Annotated in this window: 19 protein-coding genes; 14 read left to right on the forward strand and 5 right to left on the reverse strand. The window is 70.4% G+C overall.

Annotated elements, in window-relative coordinates:
• The first annotated feature begins 321 nt into the window (after positions 1 to 321).
• Positions 322 to 612 carry an STAS domain-containing protein gene (locus OTB16_RS06080; protein ID WP_267718848.1) on the forward strand — a complete coding sequence of 97 codons (291 nt, stop codon included), beginning with the start codon at positions 322 to 324 and terminating at the stop codon, positions 610 to 612.
• Here the strand turns inward: OTB16_RS06080 and OTB16_RS06085 are convergent.
• Together OTB16_RS06085 and OTB16_RS06090 are read right to left on the reverse strand one after the other, a co-directional pair.
• The gene (locus OTB16_RS06085; protein ID WP_267718849.1) at positions 609 to 893 is read right to left on the reverse strand and encodes a hypothetical protein; all 285 of its coding nucleotides are present in this window, start codon (positions 891 to 893) and stop codon (positions 609 to 611) included. The two genes, OTB16_RS06080 and OTB16_RS06085, sit on opposite strands and share 4 nt — an antisense overlap.
• A 291-nt stretch (positions 894 to 1,184) precedes the next feature.
• Positions 1,185 to 2,609 carry a pre-peptidase C-terminal domain-containing protein gene (locus tag OTB16_RS06090; RefSeq protein ID WP_267718850.1) on the reverse strand — a complete coding sequence of 475 codons (1,425 nt, stop codon included), beginning with the start codon at positions 2,607 to 2,609 and terminating at the stop codon, positions 1,185 to 1,187.
• Positions 2,610 to 2,964: 355 nt separating this feature from the next.
• Here OTB16_RS06090 and OTB16_RS06095 point away from each other — a divergent pair, with 355 nt between their 5' ends.
• From OTB16_RS06095 to OTB16_RS06120, 6 genes are all read left to right on the forward strand, one after another.
• Positions 2,965 to 3,912 carry an ABC transporter substrate-binding protein gene (locus tag OTB16_RS06095; RefSeq protein ID WP_267718851.1) on the forward strand — a complete coding sequence of 316 codons (948 nt, stop codon included), beginning with the start codon at positions 2,965 to 2,967 and terminating at the stop codon, positions 3,910 to 3,912.
• Between the two features lie 3 nt (positions 3,913 to 3,915).
• Complete coding sequence (locus tag OTB16_RS06100) at positions 3,916 to 4,878, forward strand: amino acid ABC transporter permease (RefSeq protein ID WP_267718852.1); 963 nt, start codon at positions 3,916 to 3,918, stop codon at positions 4,876 to 4,878.
• The gene (locus tag OTB16_RS06105; protein WP_420717633.1) at positions 4,875 to 5,639 is read left to right on the forward strand and encodes an amino acid ABC transporter ATP-binding protein; all 765 of its coding nucleotides are present in this window, start codon (positions 4,875 to 4,877) and stop codon (positions 5,637 to 5,639) included. The genes OTB16_RS06100 and OTB16_RS06105 overlap by 4 nt, the downstream gene beginning before the upstream one ends.
• The gene (locus tag OTB16_RS06110) at positions 5,636 to 6,877 is read left to right on the forward strand and encodes a M20 family metallopeptidase (protein ID WP_267718854.1); all 1,242 of its coding nucleotides are present in this window, start codon (positions 5,636 to 5,638) and stop codon (positions 6,875 to 6,877) included. Before OTB16_RS06105 ends, OTB16_RS06110 begins: the two co-directional genes overlap by 4 nt.
• A gap of 16 nt (positions 6,878 to 6,893) precedes the next feature.
• Positions 6,894 to 8,189, forward strand: a complete 1,296-nt coding sequence (locus tag OTB16_RS06115; protein WP_267718855.1) for a cyanophycinase — start codon at positions 6,894 to 6,896, stop codon at positions 8,187 to 8,189.
• Between the two features lie 111 nt (positions 8,190 to 8,300).
• Positions 8,301 to 9,173, forward strand: coding sequence for a MurR/RpiR family transcriptional regulator (locus tag OTB16_RS06120; protein ID WP_267718857.1), 873 nt, complete (start codon positions 8,301 to 8,303; stop codon positions 9,171 to 9,173).
• 146 nt (positions 9,174 to 9,319) lie between these two features.
• On the opposite strand, the gene OTB16_RS06125 is transcribed toward OTB16_RS06120, so the two are convergent.
• Both OTB16_RS06125 and OTB16_RS06130 read right to left on the reverse strand, forming a co-directional pair.
• Positions 9,320 to 10,063 (reverse strand): maleate cis-trans isomerase family protein, encoded by a 744-nt coding sequence (locus tag OTB16_RS06125; protein WP_267718859.1) that lies wholly within the window; start codon positions 10,061 to 10,063, stop codon positions 9,320 to 9,322.
• A 404-nt stretch (positions 10,064 to 10,467) separates the two neighbouring features.
• Positions 10,468 to 11,814, reverse strand: coding sequence for an NAD(P)-binding domain-containing protein (locus OTB16_RS06130; RefSeq protein WP_267718860.1), 1,347 nt, complete (start codon positions 11,812 to 11,814; stop codon positions 10,468 to 10,470).
• 260 nt (positions 11,815 to 12,074) lie between these two features.
• On the opposite strand from OTB16_RS06130, the gene OTB16_RS06135 reads away from it, so the two are divergent.
• From OTB16_RS06135 to OTB16_RS06165, 7 genes are all read left to right on the forward strand, one after another.
• Entirely contained in the window at positions 12,075 to 13,880 is a 1,806-nt protein-coding gene (locus OTB16_RS06135) for an FAD-dependent oxidoreductase (protein ID WP_267718861.1), read from the forward strand.
• Entirely contained in the window at positions 13,861 to 14,502 is a 642-nt protein-coding gene (locus tag OTB16_RS06140; protein WP_267718863.1) for an acetoacetate decarboxylase family protein, read from the forward strand. Before OTB16_RS06135 ends, OTB16_RS06140 begins: the two co-directional genes overlap by 20 nt.
• Before the next feature lie 63 nt (positions 14,503 to 14,565).
• The gene (locus tag OTB16_RS06145) at positions 14,566 to 16,359 is read left to right on the forward strand and encodes an AMP-dependent synthetase/ligase (RefSeq protein WP_267718864.1); all 1,794 of its coding nucleotides are present in this window, start codon (positions 14,566 to 14,568) and stop codon (positions 16,357 to 16,359) included.
• On the forward strand, positions 16,356 to 16,994 hold the full coding sequence (locus tag OTB16_RS06150) for a hypothetical protein (protein ID WP_267718865.1): 639 nt from the start codon (positions 16,356 to 16,358) through the stop codon (positions 16,992 to 16,994). Before OTB16_RS06145 ends, OTB16_RS06150 begins: the two co-directional genes overlap by 4 nt.
• A 108-nt stretch (positions 16,995 to 17,102) precedes the next feature.
• Entirely contained in the window at positions 17,103 to 18,032 is a 930-nt protein-coding gene (locus OTB16_RS06155; RefSeq protein WP_267718866.1) for an alpha/beta hydrolase family protein, read from the forward strand.
• 87 nt (positions 18,033 to 18,119) lie between these two features.
• Complete coding sequence (locus OTB16_RS06160) at positions 18,120 to 18,908, forward strand: MFS transporter (RefSeq protein ID WP_267718867.1); 789 nt, start codon at positions 18,120 to 18,122, stop codon at positions 18,906 to 18,908.
• Entirely contained in the window at positions 18,905 to 19,891 is a 987-nt protein-coding gene (locus OTB16_RS06165) for an alpha/beta hydrolase (RefSeq protein WP_267718868.1), read from the forward strand. The genes OTB16_RS06160 and OTB16_RS06165 overlap by 4 nt, the downstream gene beginning before the upstream one ends.
• Positions 19,892 to 19,973: 82 nt before the next feature.
• Here the strand turns inward: OTB16_RS06165 and OTB16_RS06170 are convergent, their stop codons facing one another.
• Positions 19,974 to 21,368 carry an aldehyde dehydrogenase family protein gene (locus OTB16_RS06170; RefSeq protein WP_267718869.1) on the reverse strand — a complete coding sequence of 465 codons (1,395 nt, stop codon included), beginning with the start codon at positions 21,366 to 21,368 and terminating at the stop codon, positions 19,974 to 19,976.
• Positions 21,369 to 21,437 lie beyond the last annotated feature (69 nt).

The raw sequence follows: 21,437 nt of genomic DNA on the forward strand, positions 1-21,437 counted from the left end.
CGCATCGCCCCGGCGGCCTGCCGGCCGCCGACGGCATCCTGCGCCCCCGTCCGGCCCGCACCGCCATCTCCGGCGCCGGGTAACCGCCCCTGCGAGGCCGCGGCGGAGCCACCCGCGTCCGCCTGCCGCACTGACTCACCGTGGCGAACCGGCCGCACGCCGCATCCCGGCCCCGGCCGAGGGCGGACAGGGCCCTGGCAGGGAGTCTGCTTGAAGCACGGCCCACCCACGGACGCGGCATCGCAGTCGAAAGGGGGCGCCGGTGCACGACACGATCCACGTGAGCGTCCAGGCCACCGGTCCCGGCAGCTGCCGGGACCGGTGGCCGGAGAACTCGACGGGTGCAGCGCCCGCGCCGTCCGGGACACCCTCTGCGATGCCCTGAGCCGTCATGAGCGTGTCGATGTGGACTGCTCCCGCCTGTCGTTCTGCGACTGCACCAGGCTCGGCGCGTTGCTGGACGCCGCCCGCGCGGCCAAGACCGCCGGCCCTGAGTTGCGGTTGTGTGCGGTCCCGCACGCGCTGGCCCGGCTGCTGCGGCTCTTCTACCACACCGACGGCGCCTTCACCATCGAGCCCGAACTGGCGGACCGGACACCCCACCGTCGCTAGTCGCGCAGGTTCGCCGTGGAATCGGCTTTGATCTGCTTCGAGGTCCGCGCGGCGCCGAGCACCGCGGCGGGGAGCTCGTCCGGCCACTCCTCGGGCTCGACCATGGTCTGGCGGCCGACGGTGAGCACGGACATCAGCAGCCCCTTGGCGACCTGCTGCTGGAGCGCCGCACGTATCCCGCCCTCGCGCGCGTTGATGCCGGCTGCCTCCCGTACGGCCCGCTCGCAGTCCCTGGCCAGGTACGGGTGGGCGGGAGCGGACAGCGCCGTCATCAGGTTCATCGCCTCGTGTGCGAGCCCGTCGCAGATCCGGTTCCACGTCTGGCGGTCGTAGCCGCCCTCCTTTTAGTAGTCGATCGCGAGGGTGCCCCCCCATCAGCTCCTTCACTTCGGGGCGACCTCGCCCGGGGAACGTCAGGTTGGGCCATGGCACGCGCGGGCGGGTGCCATGGGTTGTGGCAGCAGCGATGATCGACAGCGCCGAGAGCAGTGCGAACAGGGCGGGGTAGCTGCCGATCGGCTCGGCCATGTGAGTGCGGTTGTGCCGGTCGGTTGTCCGGCACCGGCTGATGGTCAGGCGGTGCTCACGACGCAGTTGTAGGTCGAGGTGCCCGAGCCGTTGTAGGCCTCGACGTCGAGGTAGTAGGTGCCGCTGGCGGTTGTGATGAAGGTGAGGGCTTCGTCGGTGCCGGCGCCGTCGTGGACCGACCGTACGAGGGTGCTGCCGGTGGAGCCGAGCAGGTAGAGGTCGGCGTCGTAAGCGTCGGGGACCGCGCATTGGACGCTGAGCTTCTGGTTCGAGGCGAGAGAGATCCGGAAGTAGTCCCGGTCGGTGGTGGACTGCATGCTGCCGGTGAGGGTGGCGGGGGGAGTGAGAGCGGTGGCGTCATTGGCGGTGGTGCGGGTGTCGTTCGCTTCGGTTTCGGCGAAGGTGGTGCCGCTGGGCGGTGTGCCGCAGTCGGTTTGCGCCGTTCCGTTGTAGAGGTTGGTGTCGGCGACGCCGTTGGTGACGCTGCGGAGGTAGTAGCCGCAGGTGGGGCGGTTCTTGAAGTCGTATGTCTGGCCGGTGTTCAGGTGCCAGATCTTGTAGTTCGAGAAGGTCAGCGGCTTGCCCGGCGTGGCTTGTTCGGGCTGGTGGTCGCCGAGGACGATGTAGGCGGCCTTGCCGTAGAGCGTGGCCAGTCCGGAGCTGTCGAGGTACAGGGAGCTGCCTTCGTCCACTCCTACGCCCCAGGCCTTGCCGGCGGTGGTCCGGCCGTCCTTGATGGCCCGGGCGACGAACGCCATGGTGCGGCCCATTCGGTCGCGGGTGACGAAGTGCGAGTCGTTGATGACGTTGCCGTAGTCGGCCCATTCGAACATGCCGGTGGTGAACGAGATATGGCTGTCGTAGGGGTCGGCGAGCGCTTCCGGGGTGGTGACGCTGCCGTTGCAGGCGTCGTAGACGACCGGGCTGTTGATGTGGTGACCGGCGCTGCCTCCGCCTGAGCCGCCACCCTTGGCGACGACCGATTCCACCGACGCCTCCAGTGCGGTGCCCTTCCACGCGGCGTAGCGGCACTGGTCGCCGCCGGCGAAGAAGACAAACTCCGCGTTGCGGATGTCGGTGTTGACCTGGCTGCTGTCGCCGTCTCTTGCGGCAGTGAGGGTCCAGGTCGTACAGGAGTTGACACCCGTCAGGGGCATCACGGTGTCGCACTCGGGGGTCTTGCTCCCTGAGGTGGGCGCCGAGCCGCTGAGGACGACGACGTCCAGGCTGCCGGTGCCCCCGCGGATGGCATCGATGGCGCGTGCCATCGGGGCGGCGAGGATCTTGCCGTCACCGTTCATGGTGAAGGCGGGGCCCTGCCAGGAGGTGCGGCTCACGTCAGAGGCGCTGCCCAGGCGGATGCGCGTGGCGGCTGCCTCGGCGGGGCCGGCCGTGGCGAGGGTGGCGGTGAGGGTGAGCAGCGCGAGGGCGGCGGGGGCCAGGCTTGGGCGCAGACTTCTGGTTCTCATGGGAGGTCTCCGGGGTTCGGGGATAGGTCCCGCTGGCAGGCAGGACCCGACAGCGCCGCGTGAGAAGCGGGCCATGGGCGGCGGGCTTCTAGGCCGGACGGCGATGTGGTACCGGAACTTACAAGCCAAGCAATCTGAGCGATAGATGTATGACGGGAATCGCTAAATCAAGCCGCCCCCTCCTGGACAACCTGGTCTTAGGGCAGCTGCTAGCCGTTGGCCACATGACTTGTTCCGCTCGTTACATGAACGTAATGAGCGATACATCTAGCCAAGATTTCGAAGCATCTGTAACTTCCCTGTCTGTAGTCGACGGCGAGCACTCCCGTCGGCCCGACTGGAGAGGTTCGACCTGATGAACGCTCATTTCGCTCGCCCCCTAGCGGTGGTCCTCGGTACGGCGACGGCGCTGGCCGCACTGACCGCCTGTTCGGACTCGAACCCCGGCTCAGCTGTCGGCGGAAGCGACACGAAGGTCGCCGGCGTGGCGATCACCAAGGACCAGGCGCTCCACGACGCGCTTCCAGCCGCGATCAAGGAGTCGGGAACGGTGCGGGTGGCGACCGATGTGCCGTACGCGCCCTTCGAGATGTTCGTCAAGGAAGGCGAGAGCGCGCTCACCGGCGTTGACTACGATCTCGGCCAAGCACTGGGGGTCAAGCTGGGGGTGAAGTTCGCCTTCACCCCGCAGAAGTTCGACGGCATTGTGCCCGCCATCCAGGCCGGCAAGTTCGATGTGGCGATGTCCGCCATCACCGACAACGCGGAGCGGCAGAAGGTCGTCGATTTCGTCGACTACTCGCAGTCCGGTTCCGGCATCATGGTCGCCGAAGGCAACCCCGCGAAGATCGCCACACTGGACGACCTGTGCGGCAAGCCGGTGGGTGTCCAGGCCGCCACCAACCAGCTCGACCTCCTCAAGGCGCACCAGAGCCGGTGCAAGGCCATCGACAAGGGCGAGATCGGCATCCAGACCTTCCCCAAGGACTCCGACGCCCAGCTCGCCCTGCGCGCCGGGAAGGTCGTCGCGGACGTCCTGACCAAGCCCGCAGCCGGATGGACGGCCAAGACCGCCGAGGACGGCAAGGCGTTCGACCTGGTGGATGACCCGGCGGCTCTCGGTGGTTACAACGCCTCCCCGAACGGCATCGCCGTTTCCAAGAAGTTGCCGGAGCTGACCGACGCCATCCAGAAGGCACTGCAGCAGCTCATCGACGACGGAACCCTCAACAGGATCTGCGACAAGTACGGCGTCGCTTCCATCGCGGTGACGGAAGCCACCAGGAATGCGTCGGTGAACTGATCCATGGCGACCCTCTCCCACGCGGACATGAAACCGGACCTGCACGGCTCGGACGAGAACCTCAACGTCGTACCGCTACGCCACTACGGCCGCTGGATCGCCGCAGCGGCCGCGATCGCAGCCCTGGTCGGGCTGGTCGGATCCCTGGCCAAGAACGACAACCTGCACTGGAACGTGGTCGGGGACTATCTCTTCGCCGGTCTCATCTTCGACGGCCTGGCAACCACCCTGTGGCTGACCGCCGCAGCCATGGCCCTGGGCCTGGGGCTGGGCACCGTCATCGCCGTCATGCGACTCTCCAGCAGCCCCATCCTCTACGGGATGTCCTCCCTGTTCGTCTGGGCCTTCCGCGGAACCCCGCTCCTGGTCCAGATCATCTTCTGGGGCTACGCCGCCGCCCTCTACTCACAGATCAAGATCGGTGTGCCGTTCACCGGCATCACCTTTATCTCGTGGGACACCAACAGCGTCCTGACCCCCGCTGTAGCCGCCCTCCTCGCCCTCGGCCTCAACGAAGCCGCCTACACGTCGGAAATCGTCCGCGCCGGCATCCAGTCCGTCGACCCGGGCCAGGCAGAGGCAGCCCACTCGCTCGGAATGCGTCCGGCCCTGACCGCAAGGCGGATCGTCCTTCCCCAGGCCATGCGCGTCATCATCCCGCCCATGGGCAACGAGACCATCAACATGCTCAAGATGACCGCCCTGGTCTCCGTCATCGGCGCCCACGACCTCATGTCCAACATCCAAGAGGTCTACGCCCAGAACTACCAGGTCATCCCCATGCTCGTCGTCGCCAGCCTCTGGTACCTGGCCCTCGTCTCCCTGCTCAGCATCCCGCAGGCATGGCTCGAGCGCCGCTACGGCCGCGGCTCCGCACGCAGCCAGAACATCCCCGTCATACAGCGCATGCTCGGCACCACGAGCACCACGCTGGCACGCCGCACCAAGAAGGAGGCCGGCCGATGACCACACCCATGGTGCAGGCCAAGGGCGTCACCAAGAACTACGGCAAGCTCGAAGTACTCAAAGGTATCGACCTCACCGTCGAGCGCGGACAGGTCTGCTGCCTGCTGGGCCCCTCCGGCTCGGGCAAATCCACCTTTCTGCGCTGCATCAACCACCTAGAAGGCATCGACGGGGGAACACTGACCGTTGACGGCGACCTCGTCGGCTACCGCCGACACGGCCAAAAGCTCCACGAGCTGCGCGAGCCCGAGATCGCCCAGCGGCGCCGCGACATCGGCATGGTTTTCCAGCGCTTCAACCTCTTCCCCCACATGACCGCGTTGCAGAACGTCATCGAAGCCCCCGTCAACGTCGCCGGCATCCCACGGGTGCAAGCCACGCAGGAAGCACACCGCCTCCTCGAGCAGGTCGGTCTCGCCGATCGCGCCGACCACTATCCCGCGCAGCTCTCCGGCGGACAGCAGCAGCGCGTCGCCATCGCCCGCGCCCTGGCCATGAAACCCAAACTGATGCTGTTCGACGAGCCCACCTCCGCGCTCGACCCCGAACTGGTCGGCGACGTCCTCGACGTCATGCGCAACCTGGCAGCCGAGGGCATGACGATGGTCGTCGTCACCCACGAAATCGGGTTCGCCCGCGAAGTCGCCGACACCGCCGTCTTCATGGACGAAGGCGTTGTCGTCGAAGCCGGCGACCCCCGCCACGTCCTCGTCGAGCCCGAGCAGGACCGTACCCGCGCCTTCCTCTCCGCGGTCCTGTGACCGCCACCCTCGGCCGGCAGCTTCACGCGCGGGCCTTGCAGAGCAGGGCCGACGCCCGCCACAGCGAGTACCTGGCAGACCTCAGCGCCCTCGTCGCCATCGACTCCGGGTCCTACAGCCCCGACGGCGTCAACCGTGTCGCCGCATGGTTCGACGCTCGCCTGCAGCGCATCGGATTCACCACCGAGCGCACTGAAGTGCCCCGACACCGTGGCCGTTCCCTGGGCGACGTACTCGTCGCCCGCAAACAGGGAAGCCTGTCCGCCTCCGCTGATGGGCGACGTATCCTCCTCGCCGGCCACATGGACACCGTCTTCGACGACGGCACCGCCGCAGCCCGGCCCTTCATCCTGGCCGGATCCCTGGCCCACGGACCAGGCGTCAGCGACGACAAGGGCGGCCTCCTCGCCGGCCTCACCGCCCTGGAAATCCTCCAAGAAGCCGGTTTTCACCAGTACGCGGAACTGGTATTCCTCGCCACCCCCGACGAGGAAATCGGCTCCCCCGGCAGCAGCGAAGTCACCCGGCAGACCGCCCGCGACATGCACTACGCCCTCGCCCTGGAATGTGCCCGGGAGAACGGCGACATCGTCATCGCCCGCAAAGGCGTCGCCGACTTCCTCATCACCGTCACCGGACGCGCCGCGCACGCCGGCATCGAACCCGAACGGGGTGCCCACGCGGCCCTGGCCGCAGCCCACCTCACCCTTGGCCTCCAAGCACTCAACGGGCAGTGGGACGACGCCACCGTCAACGTCGGCATCGTCCGCGCCGGCACCCGGGCCAACATCGTGCCCTCGCAGGCCGAACTCCACGTCGAGGTCCGCGGCGCCACCGCCGCCACACTCCAGCGCATCCGCTCGTCCATCCACGAGCTGGCGAGCCGTACCGAAGTGTCCGGCACCACAGCCCATGTCCAGCAACTCGACCTGTGCCCACCCATGGAAGACACCCCCGCGAGCCACCGCATGTTCGAACTCGCCCGCGCCGAAGGTCGCAAGCTCGGCCTGGAATTCGGGGCCGCAGCCACCGGCGGCGTCGGCGACGCCAACACCATCGCCGGCACGGGCGTACCCGTGCTCGACGGGCTCGGCCCCGTCGGGGGAGCCGACCACACCCCCGAGGAATGGCTGGACACCGACTCCATCGCCCCGCGCATCGCACTGCTCGCCTCGCTGATCGTCGTCCTCGCCGACAACCGCAACGACCGCAACCCCGTCCCCACCTCCCAGCCCTGACACGCAGGAGGACCTCATGCGCAATCCCTCCACCCCACACCGACGCGCCCTTCTCACGGCCGGCGCCGCCGGCCTCGTCCTGGCCCTGACCACGACCCCCGTCACCTACGCCGCCCCCCACCCCAAACCCCCCACCAGCGGCTCTCTGGTACTGATCGGCGGCGGGCTCAAGGCGGACAACACCGCCGTGTACGGCGAGATCATCAAGCGCGCGGGAGGCGCCGGCGCACGCATCGGCATCATCACGGCCGCCTCCGTCCCGGCCAGCCAGGACGCCCACGCAGACGATCCCCAGCGGTGCGGCAACTCCGCCTGCAACGGCGCCTACTACGCCGACCTTTTCAAGCGGCACGGCGCCGCCGACGCCCAATGGGTCCCCGTCGACTTGGACCACATCGACGCCGCCGACTCCGAGGAGGTCGTGGCCCAGATCAACGCCATGACGGGCTTCTTCTTCGGCGGCGGCGACCAGTACCGCTACGTCACCACCCTCCTGCACGGCGAGGAGCACACCGACTCCAAGGTCCTCGCAGCGATACGCGCCAAGCTCGCCTCCGGCGCCGTCGTCGCCGGCTCCTCCGCCGGGGCCCAGATCGCCGCCGGCCGAGACATGGTCACCGGAGGGGACTCCTACCAAGGACTCCGCGACGGAAGCGCACCCGGCTATTTCGACGACCCCACCCGCCTGGGCTACCTGCCCGCCGGCGGCTTCGGTTTCCTGACCTCCGGGCTCATCGACACCCACACCGGAGCCTACGGACGCGAAGGTCGGGCCCTGCGCCTCGCCGCGGACACCGGACACGACCGCGTGTACGGCCTGGAGGAGAACACGGCCCTCATCGTCGACCGCCCCGGCACCGCAACCGAACACATCACGGTCCGCGGCACCAACGGCGTCACCATCCTCGACCTGCGCCGAGCCGAAACCAAAAGAACGCCCCAGGGCTGGTCATTGCACGGCGCCCGCTACAACCACCTCACCGACGGCGACCGCTACACCGCCCACACCTGGACCACCCACCCCGCCGCCACCAAGCGCCGCCTTCACGCACTCAGTCAAACCCCCGTACCCATGAACACGGACGTCTTCTACGCAACCGACAACCCCGACGGCCACCCCTACTCCCTGCTCGGCACCGCCCGCGCCCTCGCAGCAACCCGCGCCCAGCGCACCGCGACCGCCACCACCTACGAGACCGCACCGCGCTTCACCGTCACCCTCACCAAGAGCGGCCGGTACGCGACCTGGACCTCGGACGGCTCCACCCCGGCCACCATGACCGGACTCGATCTCTCCATCACCGCGCGGTAACACCCCCTCACGGCTCCCGGTCGGCGGTGACCCGCCGGGACACCGCATCCGCCGGGCCGGGCACTAAGCTCGGCGGATGCGGCCCGCACCCCCAGAGAGGACTCCCATCCGATGAGCAGCACCCTCGCCGACGACATCCGCAACAAACTCGGCGCCCTCAGCCCCGCCGAGCGCAAGGTCGCCCGCGTGCTCCTCGCCGGATACCCCTCCGCCGTATTCGAGACCATCGCCACCATCGCCGAACGCGCCGCCGTCTCCGCCCCCACCGTCCTGCGTTTCGCCGCCCGCCTCGGCTACCGGGGCTTCCCCGAACTGCAAGCCGCCCTGCGGACCGAACTCGACGCCCGCAACGCCTCACCCCTCACCCTGTACGAGACCACCGACTTCGCCCGCGACGACGACTCGCCCAGCGGGACCCAGCCCCGCGTCCTGGCACGAGCAAGTGCGGTACTTCCCCCCGCCCTCGTCCAGACCTGCGCCGAGATACCGCCCCACGACTTCGAGCGTGCCGTGACACTCCTCTCGGACCGCAAGCGGCACATCACCCTCGCCGGCGGCCGCTTCACCCACCTCTTGGCGCAATACCTGGGCCTACACCTGATGCAGCTGCGCCAGGACGTTCGCCTCCTGCCCGACCGTCCGGTCGAACGCACCGCCGCCCTGGCGCAACTCACCAAGCGCGATGTGGTGGTCCTCTTCGACTACCGCCGCTACGAGGACGACAAGACGGCCATCGCCCAACTCGTCCGCGAGACCGCCGGCAAAGTGATCGTCTTCACCGACCCCTGGCTCTCACCCGCCGCGACCCACGCCGACGTCGTCCTGCCCAGCCAAGTCGGCACCCTCTCGCCCTACGACAGCCTCGTCCCCACCCTCGCCGTCGTCGAAGCACTGGTAGCCGGCGTGATCAACGCTCTGGGATCGGGAGCCCACCAGCGGATGAAGAGCTACGAGGAGGTCGCCCGCCGGTCGGGACTCGTCTGACCACTCCCCGGCACGCTATGCCGGGCAGGTCAGACAGTCACTCACAGCTTCCACGCGCGTCGACAAACCGCACTGGGACCTGAATGTGGCTGTGATCATTTTCCATGGCGTGCCCGCTCTCGAACGGTGCCCCCGCGGTGGCTCCCTCAGTATTCCCTGAGTAGGCGGCCGACGCCTGTGATGCGGTCGTCGAGGCCGTGCTCGCGCAGGGCGTGCCACAGCGTGGCCGTGTTGATGGCGACGACCGGTTTGCCGAGTTCGGATTCGAGGGCGTCGGCTTGGGAGACGAAGGAGAGGTTCGTTCCGACCTGGACGATCGCCTCGACGGAAGGGTCGTCGAGTTCGAGGACCATCTCCCGGATGCGGGGCGGCCCGACGCGGGCAATGTCCAGGGCGCTCGGGCAGCGCAGCCCGGAGACGGCCGATACGTCGAATCCGGCTTCGGCGAAGAATCGCTTCACTTCGCGGTCGGCGACGGGCTGGTAGGGAGAGAAGACGGCGATGCGTCGGCATCCGAGCGCATGCAGTGCTGCGCGGCAGGAGCTAGCACCGGTGGTGACCGGCAGCCCCGTCCGTTCGCGGAGTCGCTGTTCGAAGGCGGCGTTTCCTGCGACACCGCCCCAGAAGGTCTCCGCTGACATCCCCATCACCATTCGGTCCGGCTCGGCTGTCAGGACATCACGGACCGCCGTGTCGAGCGAGGTTCTGATCTGGGCCAGCAGGGCTTGGAAGTCGTGGTCGCTGTCCATCGAGGGGTGCGCGATGTGCATCGACCCGGCGCGATAGGTGACACCGGGGATTCGCGCTGCCCAATAGTCATGCTCGACGACGGTGTTGGTGCTCGGCACGATGACACCGAAGACGGCTCGGGGACCGACGGCATTGGTCATTTCGGGCTCTCCAGTCCGGGGCGGGGGGATGTGGTCAAGGCGTCCGGTGCTGTCGGTGCCGATCGTGGCGCCCGACCCCGATGGACTGCCCGCGCTGCGGCGGGCGGGTCGTTGCCGACGGTGAGGCCGCCCGCCGGGTATCCCCGGCAGGGCCGTCGCCGAACTGCTGCTCGGTGCGACGGGCGCGTAGCTGGGGAAACCCGCCCCCTTCGGCCTGGGTGGCGCCGCCGACGCGGTGTTGTGCCGGGAGGAATATGAGGCAGCATGTCCGCGCTTGCTGGGCAGCCGCAGGTCCGAGGAGCGGAACGACAGGGTGGCACTCCTGACGTGGCGGCAATCGGGTTCACGCATGTTTCGGTCTGTGAAACTATGTTTCGCAAACCTAGAAGAAGGTCGTCGGGCCGTCAACTGACACCCGGCGTCGGCGCCATCAGGGGCCGGGAGACGGCCGTGCGGACCCGCTCGCGCCGAAGCTCTTTGAGGTAGCTCAGGGCGTCGACCTGGATGGTGTGGCGGGTAGAGGCGACGTAGCGCCGTGCCGTCTGCCTGCGGTACGTGGCGATCTCGCGGTGCATGGCGCCCTGCGGGGGCAGGGCGCAGCGTCCTTGGAGGAGGTCGGCGACCCAGTGGGACTGTGCCTCCGCCAGCGGCATGATCGCGCCGAGCGGCTGGACCAGGCCGATGAAGTACAGGCCCTGGTGATCGGGTGCGGCGACGCGGCGGTAGAGGCTCACCGCGTTGCCGGCGGGGTCGATCAGGTCCTTCGGGAGGAAGGGGAAGGCGATGTCGTACCCCGTGCAGTAGATCACCGCGTCGATCTCCTCCCTGTGGCCGTCCTCGAAGAGGGCGCTTCCCCCGTCGAGTGCGCTGATCATCGGCGTCACGGTGATGTCGCCGTGCCCGAGGCGTGAGAGCAGGTCGTCGGAGATGGTGGGGTGGGCTCCGAGCACGCCGTGGCGCGGTTCGGGCAGGCCGTAGGCGGAGAGTCTGCCGCGGCTGAGCCGCAGGAGGGCGGCCAGGCCGCGGGCCTGCACGGGCAGGGGTGCCCGGGCGAGCCAGGAACCGGTGAGGTGGTCGGTGGGGGAGCCGAACAGGTACTTGGGCAGGATGTGCGCGCCACGGCGCATAGTGAGAAGGGTGCGGGCGGAGACGCGAGAGGTTTCCACGGCGATGTCGCACGCCGAGTTGCCGATGCCGAGGACGAGAACGCGCGCTCCCGTGAAGGGCTCTGGAGTGCGGTAGTGGTGGGAGTGCGTCTGGATGCCCGTGAAGGAGTCCGCTCCGGGCAGCGCCGGGCACGGCATCCGTGGTTTCCAGTGGTGTCCGTTGGCGACGAGGACCGCGTCGTAGATCCCGGTGGTCACGGCTCCGTCGTCCCGCCGGCGGGCGGTGACCTCCCAGCTGCCGCCGGAGGACTTTGCCACACCGGTCACATCGGTGCGGAAGGCGATCGAGGGGCGCAGGTCGAAGTGGTCGACGAAAGCGTCGAAGTAGCGGGCGATGTCGAAATGGCTCGGGTAGACCGGGTAAGTCTTCGACATGGGGAAGCACGCGTACTCCATCACCTGGCGGGAGGTGTTGATGTGGAGCGAGCGGTAGGCGGAGGACATGCCGTTGTCGTTCAGGTAGCGCCAGTTGCCGCCGACCTGCGACCCGCTCTCGTAGCAGTCGTAGGCGATGCCGCGTTCGGCGAGCACCTGGCAGGCGGCGATGCCGGAGGAGCCGGCTCCGATGACGCAGACACGTTCCATGCGGACCTCCCTTGTGACCACCCGGTCACGTGACCGGGTGGTCACAAGGTTCGTCCGGTGGTGAGGCGTTGTCAACGAGTCTGACTGTGCACCGAGTTGGCGCCAGCTGCCCCGCTGCACGGGCGCCGTCGGACTCATTGACAGGGATTCTCCGGTCGCACACTATGACCGGGCGGTCACGTGACCGCCCGGTCATAGTGTGGACGCGCGCCCTCGGCCGCAATGTGACCGCCCCGGGTCGGTCGTATGCGGGAGCCGTGATGCCCACCTCTTCACCACCGAAAGCCGCTTCACCCAGGAATGGCCCGCCGCCCGCCGCCCCGCCCGACGACGTCGACGTGCTCGTCATCGGCTCCGGATTCGGCGGGAGCGTCACAGCCCTGCGCCTGGCCGAGAAGGGCTACCGCGTCGCCGTCCTGGAGGCCGGCCGCCGCTTCGCGGACGACGACTTCCCTCGTACCTCGTGGCGCGTGCGCGACTACCTCTTCGCCCCACGCCTCGGCTGTCGAGGCATCCTCCGTATGACCTTGCTGGGCAGGGTCCTGGTGCTCACCGGAGCGGGTGTCGGAGGCGGCTCCCTCGGCTACGCCAACACCCTCTACGACCCGCCGCCGCCGTTCTACGAGGGAACCCGCTGGGCGTCCATCACCGACTGGCGCACCGAACTCGCCCCGTACTACGACCAGGCCCGCCGCATGCTCGGTGTCACCCCGAACCCCCGCGTCACCCCCTCCGACCGCGTACTGAAGGACGCTGCGCGGGCTATGGGACGCGAAGACACCTTTCGCCCCACCCCCGTGGGCGTTCACTTCGGGCCGCCCGGCGCCGCACCCGGAACGACCGTCCCCGACCCGTACTTCGGCGGCGCCGGGCCTGACCGCAGTGCCTGCCTGCACTGCGGGGCCTGCATGACGGGCTGCCGCCACAACGCCAAGAACACCCTGCCCAAGAACTACCTCGGCCTTGCCGAAGCCGCCGGCGCGACCGTCATCCCCGAACGCACCGTCACCGACTGCCGCCCGAACGGCGCCGGAACCGGCGCGCACCCCGGCTGGACAGTCACCTCCGTACGCACCGGACGCGCCCTGCGCCGCGACCCCCGCACCACCACCGCACAACACGTCGTCTTCGCCGCCGGAGCCCTCGGCACCCAGCGCCTGCTGCACCGGCTACGCGCCGACGGCGTGCTGCCCCGCCTCTCCCCGCGCCTGGGCCACCTGACCCGGACGAACTCCGAGGCCATCTTGGCCGTGCGCTCCAAGGACCCTGACGCAGATTTCACCCACGGCGTGGCCATCACCTCCTCCGTGCAGCTGGACGACGACACCCACGTGGAGCCCGTCCGCTACGGCCCCGGCAGCAACCTCCTCGCTCTGCTGGGCGCGACGCTGACCGACCCGGTCCCGGGCCGCCCCCGGCTCATGGCCGGTCTCGCCGCGATGGCCGCGAACGCCCGCAGTCTGCCCGCCCTGCACCGCCCCCGCCGCTGGGCCACCCAGTCGGTGGTCCTGCTGGTCATGCAATCCGTGGACAACTCCCTCACCACCCATCTCCGCCGCGGCCTGCTCGGACCCCGCCTGACCAGCCGGCCCGGCGAAGGCGCGCCCAACCCCACCTGGATCCCGGCCGGCCACCGCCTGGCCCGTACCGCCGCCCGGCAGAACGACGCACTGGCCTGCGGCACCTGGGGCGACCTGCTCGACATACCCGCCACCGGCCACCTCATCGGCGGCTGCACCATCGCCGCCGACGCCGAGCACGGGGTCGTCGACCCTTACCACCGCGTCCACGGACACCCCGGGCTGCACATCATCGACGGCTCCACCATCTCGGCCAACCTCGGTGTGAACCCCTCCCTCACCATCACCGCCCTCGCCGAACGGGCCACAGCCCTGTGGCCCAACCACGGCGCCACCGACCCCCGCCCCCGGCCCGGCGCACCCTACTGCCGGGTGGACCCCGTCCCGCCGCGCCACCCCGCCGTCCCCGCGCACGCTCCCGCCGCACTGCGCCTGGGTCCCCGACCACCCGAAGGGCAGGACACCGATGCCGACGTACCCGCCTGAACCCTGGCACCTCGCCGGGCAGATGTACCTCTCCCTATGGCCCGTACCGCGCCGCGCCCTGCCGCCCCTGCCGCCGGGAGTGCGGCCCCTCACCCTCGCCGGCCGGGCCCTGATGGGCGCCGCCTGGGTCCTCTACGAGAACGACAGCGTCCTGCGCTACAACGAGGTCCTCTCGGCGGTCCTGGTCCGCGACGGCCTGCGGCCGCGGGTCACCATCACCGACATCTGGGTGGACAGCCCCCCGTCGATGGCCGGAGGACGCGAACTGTGGGGGATCCCGAAAGAGCTGGCCGCATTCGACGTCAGCCGGGACAAGGGCTTTGACGCCTCTGCCCGCACCGGATCCACGGCGCTGTGCACCGCGTCCTTCCGCCCCCTGACCAGCCTCCCGGGGCGGTGGCCGGTGGCCTACCGCGTCACTCAGCTCCTGGACGGACACCTCAAGACCAGCCCCGTGCGCAGCCGCAGCACCGTGGGCCTGGCCCGCGCGACCTGGCAGATCCCGCCAGGCAGCCCCCTGCGGCTCCCGGCAGACCGCCCACCGCTGCTCAGCCTCACCCTGCACGACTTCACCCTCAGCTTCGGCAGCCCTGCCCCGACCCCGTCCGCCCGCACCGTCTGAGCCGCCTCCCCGCCGGGCCGCCGCAGCCGCGCGGCGGCCCGGCGCCCTTCCCGAGGAGCCTGTATGACACCCACGCCCGATCCGCCAGCCACCCTCTGCGAGGCCTTCCAGCGGACCGTTGCCGCCCGGCCACAGGAACCCGCCCTCCTCACCCTCGCGGGCACCGCGCTGACCTGGGCCCAGTACGCAGAACGCGTGGCCTCCGTCGCCGCAGCGCTGCGCCACCTCGGTGTCCGCCGGGGCGAGCCGGTTGCCCTGATGCTCACCAACCGGCCCGAGTTCCACGTCGCCGACTGCGCCGCCCTGCACCTGGGTGCTGTCCCGTTCTCCCTCTACAACAGCCTGCCCGCCGATCAGATACACGACCTGCTCGCCAACACCGCGGCCCGGCTGGTCGTCACCGAACGCCGCTTCCTGCCGGTACTCCATGCCGCCGCAGCCGGAACCTCAGTCCGGTACCTCGTGACCGTGGACCACGCTGATCAAACACCGGAGGAGGGCGTCCTCACCCTTGAGGAAGCCGAGGCGAGGGCCCCCCGCCCCTTCGAACTCGCTGCCGCCTTGGACTGCGTGGGGCCCGACGATCTCGTGACCCTGATCCACACCTCGGGCACCACAGGCCGCCCCAAGGCCGTCGAGATCACCCACCGCGCCATGCTGAGCCAACTCTCGGGCAGCCAGCAGGTGCTGAAGGTCACCGACCAGGACAGCCACATCTCCTTCCTGCCCGCGGCCCACATCGCCGACCGGTGGGGCTCCCATTACACCAACCTCCTCTGCGGAACCCGACTGACCTGCCTGGACGACATCACCCGGCTGCCCGAGGCGCTCGCCCTCGTGCGGCCGACGCTCTTCGGAGCCGTCCCCTCCGTCTGGCAGCGCATGCGCACCACGCTGGAAGGGGCCCTCGCCGAAGCCGACCCCGGGCTCCGCGCCCTCGCCGAGGAGGCCCTTGCCACCGGACGGCGCCACGCCCCCCGCCGGTGGAACGGCGTCCTCACCCAGGCCGAGCGCAAGGAACTCGACGGGGCCGACGCCGTCCTCGCCGAACTGCGTCGCCGCGTCGGTCTTGACCGAGCCCGGGTCTGTATCACGGGGGCCGCGCCCGCACCTCAAGGTCTCCAGGAGTTCTTTCACGCCCTCGGGCTGCCGCTCACCGACGCCTGGGGAATGTCCGAGCTCAGCGGTATCGCCCTGATCGCCCCGCCCGGAATGCCGCGGCCCGGCACTGTGGGCCGGCCGGTCCCCGGCGCGGAGATCAGGATCGCCGACGACGGCGAACTCCTCGTACGGGCGCCCTTCCTGATGCGCGGCTACCGCGGTGAGCCGGAGCTCACCGCGCGGACCATCGACGCGGCAGGCTGGCTGCACACCGGTGACCTCGCCGCCGTCGACGCCCAAGGAGACGTCCGGATCATCGACCGGAAGAAGGACCTCATCATCAATACCGGAGGCCAGAACATGGCCCCCGCCCGCATCGAAGGGGTCCTGAGGGAATCCACGCCCCTGATCGCCCACGCCGTCGTCATCGGCGACGGCCGACCCTACAACGTCGCCCTCCTGGTCCCTGACCGGGAGGCAGTCACCGCTTGGGCCAGGCGAACGGGCATCGCAACGGCGGCGCCCTGGGACACCCACGGCGCCGAACTCGCCGCCGCGTTCGCCGGGGCTGTCGCCGACGCCAACACCCGCCTTTCGCGAGCCGAGCGGATCCGCGTCCACGAGGTGATCACCGACGAGTGGGCGCCCGGTGGACCGGAGCTCACCGTGACGCTGAAGGTCCGGCGGGCCGCCGTCACCGGCCGGTACGCCGACCTGGTCGAGACCTTGTACCGGCGCGGGGCGCCGGACCGGTGATCTCGGCCGGTCTCGCGCTGCTCGCAGCGTTCCAGATATGCCTCGCCGCGGCTGCCTGGCGCACTGGTGCGGCCGGCCGGCTCACCGGTGTCCTCGGCTACGCCTTGGCCTACGATTCCGCCGTCGTGGCCGCCGGCGCCCTGCTGGGCGAGGGTCGGCTGCTGGAGAGTTTGAGTGCCGGCCGCTTCATCATCCACGTGTTGGGCACACCCCTCGTGCTGCCCTGCGCCGCCCTCGCCCTGCGGTCCGGACGCGCCGCCCTCGGCGTGGCTTGGGCCACCGCCGGCGCTCTGGCCGTGCTCGGCGCGGTCACTACCCTGCCGGGCCTGGATCTGCGGCCCCGCAGCTTTGCCGACACCCTGCGCTATGCGGACGCCGGTCCCGACGGATTCCCTGTTGCGGCCGTCCTCGCCATCGTGTTGCTCCTGCTGATCGGCATCGCCGCGTGGGTGAGCCGGGGAACACCTTGGATAGCGCTTGGCGCTCTCGCCGTGTTCGCTGCCTCGGCCGCCGCCTTCGCGGCGCCGCCGCTGGGAAACCTTGGCGAAGCGCTCATGCTGGCCGGACTGCTCGTGGGTCTGAGGCGGCCGATGGCGCAGCCCGGCGACAGCTGGCGAGTTGTTCCGCCAGAGTGAACGACGTTTCACTGAAAGAAACGTCTCGGCTATTGGCGTGTACGTGTCAGCATGCTGAACTGTCGTACAGCGTTTCCCTCTCCGATACCCCCATAGGAGGGCACTTCCGTGTTGCGCAGTCTCATGCGCGCCGTCCCAGCCATCATGCTGGCCGTCGCCGCCACCCTGATCGCCCCCACCGCCCTGGCGGCCCCCGCCGCCCCCGCCATCGCGGCCGACCCCGCCGCGCCGGGGGCTTACCCCGTCGCCTACGCCGACCTCACCGTCTCCGCCTCCGGCCGTTCCTACAGCGCCCGCGTCTGGTATCCGGGCACGACCGCCGGCGCCAACGCCCCCGTCGCCCAAGGCCTCCACCCCGGCCTCGCCTTCGGACACGGCTTCTTCCAGGACATCTCCAAGTACGAGAGCACCCTGCGCCACTACGCCTCGTGGGGCCTCATCACGGTCACCCCCAAGTCCCAGGGCGGCATCTCACCCAGCCACAGCGGATTTGCCGACGACCTCAACGCCGGCCTGACCTGGCTGACCACCCAGAACTCCACCACCGGATCCCGCTTCGCGGGCGCCGTCGACACCAGCCGCTACGCCCTGTCCGGCCACTCCATGGGCGGCGGCGCGGCCCTGCTCGCCGCATCCCGCAACCCGGCCGTCAAATCCGTCAGCACGCTCGCCGCCGCCGAGACCAACCCCTCCGCGGTCACGGCCTCCGCCACCCTCACCATCCCGGCCCAGTACGTCGGCGGCAGCAAGGACACCGTCGCAGGAGTCGACGGCCACCAGCGCAAGATGTACAACGCGAAGCCCGCCCCGACGCAGTTGCGCGTCATCACCGGCGGATTCCACTGCGGCTTCACAGACAGCGGCGGCTTCGGCTGCGACAGCGGCTCGGTCACCCGCGCCGAACAGCAACGCCTCACCCGCGCGGTGACCACCACGTACCTGCTCTACACGCTCGGCCTCGACACCTCCCTCCGGGACCAGGTGTGGGGCGCCGCCGCGCAGAACCTGCCCGGAGTCGTGTACACCGCAAGGCCCTGACCCCCCGCTGATCCGCCCGCCCGGAGGAGCATCGTGAGCGAAACCGCCCCTCATCTCGACCCTGATCACCGGCGACCGTCTCACCCTGTGGTACCAGCGGGATGGCGGGGCCCCGGCCCCTCCGGCCGGTACGGACCGCCGTGCCGGCCCCCGCCGCCGCCACCCCTGCGCACCCAGCTGCGGATCCGCACCCTGCGCACGGTCGTCACCGGCCTGAGCATCCTCTTCTTCGGCCTGGGTGGTCTTTTCTACTGGATGCCCTCCTACTACAACCGCTTCTTCGGCCTGGGTGAGGCCGAGGCCGCCGCAGTGGCGGGCGGCAGCGGGCTGTTCGGCATCGTCGCGGGGATTGTGACGGGCAGCTGGCTCGGCGACCGCGAACGGGGCCCGCGCAAAGGCCGCCGCATCGCCATCGGCGGCGCCGGTCTGCTGTTCGGCACCTTCGCCCTGGCCGGAGCCGTCACACTGCCGGTCCTCGTGCCGCAGGCCCTGTGCTTCACCCTCGCCAACTTCGGTTTCGCCGCCGCGCTGGCCAACCTCACCGCCGCGAACGCCGACGTCGTCGCGGCCGAGCGCCGGGGCCTCGGCTTCGCAGTCCTGCAACTCCTCGTCACCCTCGGCGGATCGCTCGGTCCCTGGCTCATAGGCCTGGCCTCCGACGCCACGGATCGCTGCGCACGGCCTTCCTGGCGGTGCTGCTGCCCCTGCTCGTCGGATCCGTGGTCGTCCTGCGCGGCCGGGGCTCCTACGACGCGGACGCGGCTGAGGCGGCCCGCCGCTCGGCCTGAACCGGAACCACCTTCACGTGCGGAGGTCTCGCTCAGCTATTTACAGGAAACAATGTTCCGTCTAGAGAAACAAAACTCACGCCAATGACAGCGAAGAAGATCGGATCACTGATGGCACACACCCCGCACCGCGCGCCGCGCAGCGTCAGCCACGCCATCGCGGCAGGCCTGCTCGGATTCGCCCTGCTGACCGCCTCGGGCACCGCGGCCGCCGCCGAGACCCCCGAGAACCCCACCCCCGTCCCCACGCTCGCCTACACGGCCTCGGTCGGAGCGGACGTGGCCGACGTCTACTACCCCGAGACCGGCAGCCTGCTTCCGGTCGTGCTGCTCCAGCAGGGCGCCAACGTCGACAAGAGTCACTACGAGGGATACGCCCGCACCGTCGCGGCGTTCGGCTTCGTCGTGGTGGTGCCCAATCACCTCCGGTCCGTGTTCGGCGTCCCCGGCCTGTGGGCCTCAGCCGACCAGGGCCTGACCACCGTCGCCTGGTCGAAGGCCGAGAACGCCCGGGCCGGCAGCCCCCTCGCCGGCCGAATGGAGCCGACGGCCTTCGCACTCCTCGGCCACTCCTTCGGCGGCGCCGCGGGTGTCGCCACCGTCCAGGGCCAGTGCGCGCCGCCGTTCTGCTTCGGCCTCCCGCCGGGCGCGGTCAAGCCCGCCGAACTCAAGGCGGCCGCCTTCTTCGGCACCAACAACGCCCCGCCCGGCGGCGGTCCGGTCGCCCCGGTCAACAACACCGTACCGGTGGCGCTGATCCAGGGCTCCGCCGACGGCGTGGCCGCCCCCGCGGCCGCGCAGGCCACGTACGAGGCCCTCCTGGGCAAGCCGAAGGCGCTCGTCACCGTGGCCGGCGTCAACCACTACGGCATCACCAACGTGCAGAACCCGCCCGGCGCCGCCCCCGATCCCTCGGCCCAGTCCATCGACCAGATCGACGGTATCCGTACGTCGGCCCGCTGGGCGGCGCTGTTCCTGAAGGCCTCGCTGGGCGACGCCTTCGCCCGCTCCTACGTCCGCTACTGGGGGGACGCCGCGGACCTCGCGGTCACCGTCCAGCAGGCCTACTGAGCCCCACCGCACGCCAAGAGGCGGCGTCCGCCCGGCCCACGGCCGGCGGGCGCCGCCTCTTGGCGCGGGGCTGCGGCGCGGCTCAGCCGTGCCGCAGCCGGATCAGCGCGCGCAGGACGGGGCGCTTCCACCACGGCGAGCGCAGCCGGGTCAGGCCGGACCCGGTCAGGTGCGCGCGGCGTACGGTCACGGCCTGGGCCGAGGTGAACTCCATCAGCCCCTCCCGCCCGTGCACCCGGCCGAAGCCGCTCGCGCCGTTGCCGCCGAACGGCAGGCCGGGAATGCCGCCGAAGGTCAGGACGCCGTTCACCGACACCATGCCCGCCCGCAGGCGCGCGGCGACCGACTCGTCCGCCGAGCGGGAGAAGACGGCGGCGCCCAGCGCCTGCGGGACGGCGTTGGCGAGCGTGAGGCCCTCGTCCAGATCCCGTACCAGCCGTACCACCGCCACCGGCCCGAAGGTCTCCTCCTGTACCGCGGGCCGGCCCTCGGGGACATCGGTCAGCACCACGGGATCGACAACCCCGGACGTGCGGAACGACTCGGGGCCGCCGAAGAGGAAACGGCCGCCGTGGGCCGTCGCGTCCTCGACGTGGACGCGCACCACCTTCTCCTGCTCTCCGGTCGTCAGACGGCCGTAGTGGAGTCCGGCGCGCACCGGCGCCAGTTCCGCCGTCAGCGCCGCGATGAACTCCTCGCCGACCGCCCGGGCCACGTAGATCCGCTCCACCCCGGCGCAGGTCTGCCCGGCGTTGGAAAAGGCGCCCCACACGGCGGCCCGGGCCGCCGCCCGTACGTCCGCGTCCTCGCCCACGATCAGCGCGTCGTTGCCGCCGCACTCCAGCACCACCGGCGTGAGGGAGTCGGCGCAGGCGGCCATCACGGCCCGGCCGGTTCGCGTCGAACCGATGAAGGCGACCTTGTCCACGCCCGCCCGGCACAGTGCCTCCCCGGCCCGCGCCCCTCCGGTCAGCAGCCGCAGGGTGCCCGCCGACCCCGGGTTGGCCCGTTCGAAGGCGTCGACCAGCGCCCGCCCGGTCTCCGTCGTGTGCTCGCTCGGTTTGAACACCGCGGCGTTCCCCGCCGCCAGTACGCCGGCCAGCACGCCCAGCGGTGTCAGGGCCGGGTAGTTCCACGGGCCGATCACGCCGACGACCCCCAGCGGCCGGCGCTCCACCCGCGCCCGGTGCTCCGCGGCAAGCAGCCCCGGCGACACCCTGCGCGGGCGCAGGGTCCGGCGCGCGCGGCGGGCGGTCCAGGCCAGGTGTTCCAGGCCGACCAGCAGTTCGAGTTCCGCGTCGGCCGCCGGTTTGCCGGTCTCCTCCCGGATGGTGGCGACGAGAGCGGCCCGCGAGCGCGCCAGCTCGGCGGCCCACCGCCGCAGCCGGCGCTCCCGCTCGCCGAAGGTGACCGCGCTCCAGTCGGCCGCGGCCTCGCGGGACCGCGCCGTCATCCGGGCGACCTGTGGTGCGTTCATGGTGATTTCAGCTCCCTGGCCGGGCGGCGGGCATGGGTGACCCCCGGGCGCCGCGCCGCGGCCGGCCCC

It is taken from the genome of Streptomyces antarcticus (genome assembly GCF_026627255.1).
Taxonomy (GTDB): domain Bacteria; phylum Actinomycetota; class Actinomycetes; order Streptomycetales; family Streptomycetaceae; genus Streptomyces; species Streptomyces antarcticus.